Source organism: Pseudomonas sp. XP1, from assembly GCF_053557675.1.
In genome coordinates this window covers 1-6771 of record NZ_JBNRIJ010000068.1, presented here as the reverse complement: position 1 = coordinate 6771, position 6771 = coordinate 1, and the positions used below count along the sequence as shown (strand labels likewise).

Here is a 6771-nt window from a genome sequence, read left to right as displayed (position 1 = left end):
CGGGCGCATCGACCACCAGGTGAAGATCCGCGGCTTGCGTATCGAGCTGGGCGAGATCGAGGCGCGCCTGCTGGAGCTGCCGAGTGTGCAGGAAGCCGTGGTGCTGGCCCAGGACGGGCCAAGCGGCAAGCAGCTGGTGGGCTATGTAGTGCCTGCCGACAGCTCGCAAGACGAAGGTGCATTGCGCGACAGCCTGCGCGAGGCGCTGAAGGCCGGTTTGCCGGACTACATGGTGCCGGCGCACCTGCTGCTGCTCGGCAAGCTGCCGGTGACGCCGAACGGCAAGCTGGACCGCAAGGCCCTGCCGCAGCCGGATGCCAGCCAGTTGCAGGGCGAGTACGTCGCGCCGCAGAGCGATCTGGAACAGCAGATCGCGGCGATCTGGGCGGATGTGCTGAAGCTGGAGAAGGTCGGCCTGACCGACAACTTCTTCGAGCTGGGCGGCGATTCGATCATTTCGTTGCAGGTGGTCAGCCGTGCGCGCCAGGTGGATATCCAGTTCACGCCCAAGGACCTGTTCGAGGCCCAGACGGTGCAGGCACTGGCCCGGCTCGCCAATCGCGGCGACAGTGTATCGATCGATCAGGGTGCGGTAACGGGCGTGACGCCGCTCACGCCCATTCAGCACTGGTTCTTCGAGCAGCCCGTTGTCGTGCGCCATCACTGGAACCAGTCGGTGCTGCTCACGCCAGGTGAAACGCTGGCCCCGGCGACGCTCGATGCGGCATTGCAGGCATTGCTCGAACATCACGATGCCCTGCGTTTGCGCGTGTTCGACCATGGGGTGGGCTGGCAGGCTGAATTTGCCGATGTGGGCTACTCCCAGTTGCTTTGGCATCGAGATTTCGCCAGCGTCGAGCACTTGCAGCAAGCTGCCAGTGAAGCCCAGCGCAGCCTTGACCTCGAGCACGGGCCGTTGATGCGTGCCATGCTCGCTGTGCTGCCTGACGGTAGCCAGCGGCTGCTTTTGGTCATCCATCACCTGGCGGTAGACGGCGTGTCGTGGCGTGTGCTGCTGGAAGACCTGCAGCAGGCCTACCAGACCCTGGCTGCCGGGCAGCCACTGCAGCTTCCGGCCAAGACCACTTCGTACAAAGCCTGGGCCGAGCGTTTGCAAACCTATGCCGCTGCACCCGCATTGCAACAGGAACTGGGCTACTGGCAGGGGCAGTTGCAAGGGGCCAGCGAAATGCTGCCCTGCGACAACCCGCAAGGCAGCCGGCAACTGAAGCATGCGGCCTCTGTCAGCACGCGCCTCGACGTGGCAAGCACCCAACGGCTGTTGCAGGATTGCTCGGTGGCTTATCGCACGCAGATCAACGACCTGTTGCTGACGGCCCTGGCGCAAGCAGTTGGCCGCTGGAGCGGCCAGCCCGAAGTGCTGGTGCGCCTGGAAGGGCATGGCCGTGAAGACCTGTTCGCGGGTATCGACCTGACGCGTACGGTAGGCTGGTTCACCAGCCTGTACCCGGTAAAGTTGAGCCCGCAGGCAGACCTGGCAAGTTCGATCAAGACCATCAAGGAACAGCTGCGCGCCGTACCTGACAAAGGCCTGGGCTATGGCGTGCTGCGCTACCTCGGTGATGCCGCGAGCCGCGAGGCCCTTGCAGCATTGCCTGAAGGCCAGATCGTCTTCAACTACCTCGGGCAGTTCGACGGCAGCTTCGATGGCGAAGCAGCTCTGTTCACCCCCGCCAAGGAGAACGATGGCGCCAGGCAGGATGCCGAAGCACCGTTGGCCAGCCTGTTGACCGTCAACGGTCAGGTATATGGCGGCGAGCTACGCCTGGAGTGGACCTTCAGCCAAGACATTCATCGCCGCGAAACCATCGAACAGCTGGCCCAGGCTTACCAGCAGGCCTTGGCTGAAATCATCGAGCATTGCTGTGAGGGTAGACATCGCGGCCTGACCCCGTCCGACTTCCCGTTGACCGACCTGACCCAGGCGCAGCTCGACCAGCTGCCGGTTGCCGTGGCGCAGATCGCCGACGTCTACCCGTTGTCGCCGATGCAGCAGGGCATGCTGTTCCACAGCATCTACGAGCAAGGCAGCGGCAACTACATCAACCAGATGCGCGTGGATGTGGATGGCCTGGATGTACAAGCCTTCCGACAGGCCTGGGATGCTGCCTTGCAGGCCCACGACATCTTGCGCAGCAGCTTCATCTGGCAGGGGGACCTGGGCCAGGCGGTGCAGGTCGTGCACAAGCAGGTGACACTGCCGTTCAGCGAATATGACTGGCGTGACGAGGATGAGCTGGCGCGGGAGCTGGACAACCTGGCGGAAGCCGACCGGCAGCGTGGCTTCGATCTGGTCGAGGCACCCTTGTTGCGCCTGGTGCTGGTGCGTACGGCGCAGGCACGTCATCACCTGATCTTCACCTGCCACCACATCCTTATGGATGGCTGGAGCACCTCGCAGTTGCTGGGTGAGGTGTTGCAGCGTCATGCCGGTAAACCTGTGGTGGCAGCGGCGGGAAGCTACCGTGACTACATCGCCTGGTTGCAGCGCCAGGATAGGGCGGCGGCAGAGAGGTTCTGGCAGGGCCAGATGGCCAGCTTCAACGAGCCGACGCGCCTGGCCCAGGCCGTGCGCAAAGGTGAACCTGATGGCCAGGGCCATCAGGTTCATCACCAGGCATTCGGTGCAGGGCGTACCGAGCGGGTTGAAGCCTTTGCGCGTGCCCAGCGTGTCACCGTCAACACCTTGGTACAGGCTACCTGGCTGTTGCTGCTGCAGCGCTATACCGGGCAGTCGTCGGTCTGCTTCGGTGCAACGGTCGCCGGCCGGCCAGCGGAGTTGGCGGGCGTGGAGGCGCAGATCGGCTTGTTCATCAACACCCTGCCGGTGGTTGGTACACCGCAAGGCGAGCAAAGCGTTGCGCAATGGATCGGGCAGGTGCAGGCCAGCAACCTGGCCATGCGTGAATACGAACATACGCCGCTGTACGACGTGCAGCGCTGGGCCGGCCTTGGCGGTGAAGCCCTGTTCGACAGCCTGGTGGTGTTCGAAAGTTACCCGGTGTCCGAGGCCCTTCGGCAGGGCGCACCGAGTGGCTTGCAGTTTGGCCCAGTGCAGGTGCGCGAGCAGACCAACTATCCGCTGACCCTGCTGGTGAGCCTTGGCGACAGCCTGGCTATCCAGTACCGGCATGACCGTGCGCACTGGAGCAGCGAGGCAATCGAGCAGCTGGCCCATCACTTCGGTACGCTGCTTGACGCGCTGGTGAGTGACCCGTTTGCTGCACTCGGCGACCTGCCGCTGCTCGATGCCGCACAGCATCAGCGTATCGTGCAGGACTGGAACCGCACGGCGGCCAGTTACCCGGCCGACCGCTGTATCCATCAGCTGTTCGAGGCGCAGGTGGTTGCTGCGCCAGGCGCAGTTGCACTTATCCACGGCGAGCAGACGCTCACGTATGCTGCGCTCAATGTACGGGCCAACCAGTTGGCCCACAAACTGCGCGAGGCTGGCGTGGGCCCGGAGGTGCTGGTAGGTGTCGCCATGGAGCGTGGCCTGGACATGGTGGTCGCGCTGATGGCCATTCTCAAGGCGGGCGGCGCCTACGTGCCGCTCGACCCTGGCTACCCGCAGGACCGCCTGGTGTACATGCTCGAAGACAGCCAGTCGATCCTGCTGCTGTCGCAGTCGCACCTGCAGGAGCGTTTGCCGGCCAGCTTCCAGGCGCGAACGCTGCTGGTGGACCAGTTGCTGCTCGACGGCTACGAAGCGGCCGACCCGGTGTGCGTGAGCACGCCGGACAACCTGGCGTACTGCATCTACACCTCAGGTTCCACCGGCAATCCCAAGGGCGTCCAGATCGAGCATCGCAATGCCGTGGCAATGATCGGCTGGGCGCAGTCGGTGTACAGCCAGCAGGACCTGTGCGGCGTGTTGGCGTCCACATCGATCTGTTTCGACCTGTCGGTCTGGGAGCTGTTCGTGACCCTGGGCTCGGGTGGCTATGCGGTACTGGCGGCCAATGCCCTGGAGCTGCCGCACCTGCCGGCCAAAGACCAGGTACGCCTGGTCAACACGGTGCCGTCGGCCATCAAGGTGCTGCATGAAACCGGCCAGTTGCCGTCCGGTGTACGCATCATCAACCTGGCGGGGGAGGCTCTCAAGCAGGGGCTGGTCGACGCGTTGTACGGCACTGGCCACGTGCTCAAGGTGTACGACCTGTACGGGCCTTCGGAGGACACAACCTACTCGACCTTCACCCTGCGCACCCAAGGTGGCCAGGCCAATATCGGCCGGCCGCTTTCCAACAGTGCCGCTTACCTGTTGAGCGAGGCCGGAACGCCGCTGCCGGTAGGGGTGGTGGGGGAGCTGTACATGGCGGGTGCGGGGCTGGCGCGTGGTTACCTGGCGCGCCCCGGGCTTACCGCCGAACGCTTCATCCCCGACCCGTTCGGCGGGCAGGGTGGCCGCCTGTATCGCACCGGCGACCTGGCGCGCTATGACGCCGACGGAGTCATCGAATATGCCGGGCGTATCGACCATCAGGTGAAGATTCGCGGCTTCCGTATCGAACTTGGCGAGATCGAGGCGCGCCTGCAACAACAGGACGCAGTCCGCGAAGCCGTGGTACTGGCGCTGGATGCGCCGGGCGGCAAGCAACTGCTGGGCTATGTGGTGCCAGCCGATGCAGCGTCGGTTGCCAGCGAGGAAGCCCGGGCGGCGCTGCTTGACACCCTGCGCGCCAGGCTGAAAGCCAGCCTGCCGGACTACATGGTGCCCGCGCACCTGTTGCTGTTGGAACGCCTGCCACTGACACCGAACGGCAAGCTGGACCGCAAGGCCCTGCCACAGCCTGACGGCAACCTGCGCCGGGCGGCCCATGTGGCGCCGGAAACGGAGCTGGAGCGTCGGATCGCAGCGGTATGGGCTGAAGTTCTTGGCCTGGAAAACGTATCTCTTACCGACAACTTCTTCGAGCTGGGGGGCCACTCCTTGCTGGCAACCCAGGCGGTAGCACGACTGCAGATCGAACTGGGTACGAACCTGCCACTCGCGTTGTTGTTCCAGACAGAGAACCTGCAGGCCTTTGCACAAGAGGTCGGCAGTCTCGGTACCCGAAACGACGGAGACCTGGATGAGCTCCAGGACTTCATGGCAGAGCTCGAGGCGGTTTGAGATGCACACGGACAACAGAAACGCAGACCTGGTTTATCGCTTCATCCGTCTGCCCCTGGCGCAGCAGAAGCTGTTTCTCGAAAAACTGGCGTCCAAGGGCGTCACGCTTGCGCAACTGCCCATTCCGGTAGCCAGGCACGATGTCGAACGCCCCGTGCTGTCCTATGCCCAGCAACGCCAGTGGTTTCTCTGGCAGCTGGAGCCCACCGGCTCGGCCTACAACATCCCGACCGCGCTCAGGTTCAGGGGGCAGCTTGACCTGGCAGCCCTGCAGCGCAGCTTTGCGACGCTGATCCAGCGTCATGAAGCCTTGCGCACGACCATTGCCGAGGCAGATGGCCAGCTGATGCAGGTCATCCACCCGAACCAGCCTTTCCAGCTGGCCCGCCAGGCCTTGGGGGCCGTGGAGGAGCAGGTTTTGCAGGCGCAGGTCGCGCTTGAGGTCCAGCAGCCGTTCGATCTGGTCCATGGGCCGCTGCTGCGGGTGAAACTGCTGGAACTGGCGCAGGACGAGCACGTGCTGGTGCTCACCTTGCACCATATCGTCGCCGATGGCTGGTCGATGCCCTTGCTCATCGATGAGTTGGTGCAGCTTTATGAAGGCTATAGCCAAGGTCGCGAGGTGGTGCTGGCCGAACTGCCGATCCAGTACGCCGATTATGCAATCTGGCAGCGTGCCTGGATGGACGCCGGCGAGCGTGAGCGTCAGCTGGCGTACTGGATGGCGCAGCTGGGCGACGACCATCCGGTGCTGGAACTGACCACCGACAGGCCACGCCCGGCGCTGCAAAGCTATCGCGGTGAGCGGGTCGACGTTGACCTGGGCGAGGCGTTGAGCCTGTCACTCAAACAGTTGGCGCAGCACCAGGGGGCGACACCCTTCATGCTGCTGCTGGCGAGTTTCCAGGTACTGTTGCACCGCTACTCCGGGCAGGCCGATGTGCGCGTGGGCGTGCCCATCGCCAACCGTAACCGCGTAGAGACCGAGCGGCTGATCGGCTTTTTCGTCAATACCCAGGTGATGCGAGCCGAGTTCGACACGCAACTGACCTTCACCGAGCTGTTGGCGCAAGTGCGGCAACGAGCCTTGGGCGCGCAGGTGCATCAGGACCTGCCATTCGAACAGCTGGTCGATGCCTTGCAGCCTGAACGCAGCCTGAGCCACAGCCCGTTGTTCCAGGTGATGTACAACCACCAGACCCGGGGCAAGGGCGAGCGCCGCAGCTTGCCCGGCCTGGAGGTGGAGGGCCTGCAATGGAACGTGCACGCGGCGCAGTTCGACCTCACGCTGGACAGCTTCGAACATGAGCAGGGCATCAGCGCCACGCTGACCTTTGCAACCGACCTGTTCGATGCCTCGACCATACAGCAGATGGCGCGGCACTGGCTGAACCTGCTACATGGCATCGTCGCCAACCCAGGCCAGCGAGTGGCTGAGCTACCATTGCTGGATGACGGGGAGCGACAGCAGATGGTGCATGGCTGGAATGCCACGCAAGCCGATTACCCAGGCGAAACCAGCATCCACCAGCTGATCGAGGCCCAGGTGTTCGCCACCCCGGACGCCCCGGCGCTGGTGTTTGGCGAGCAGACCCTGAGCTATGCCGAGCTCAACCGCCGTGGCAACCAGCTGG

At 64.1% G+C, this 6771-nt stretch carries 2 protein-coding genes; both read left to right on the top strand.

The window, feature by feature from the left end:
* A partial coding sequence (locus ACK1U9_RS25590) for an amino acid adenylation domain-containing protein (RefSeq protein ID WP_449110272.1) occupies window positions 1-5137 on the top strand: 5137 nt, incomplete at its 5' end.
* Window position 5138: 1 nt separating this feature from the next.
* A partial coding sequence (locus ACK1U9_RS25585) for a condensation domain-containing protein (RefSeq protein WP_449110271.1) occupies window positions 5139-6771 on the top strand: 1633 nt, incomplete at its 3' end.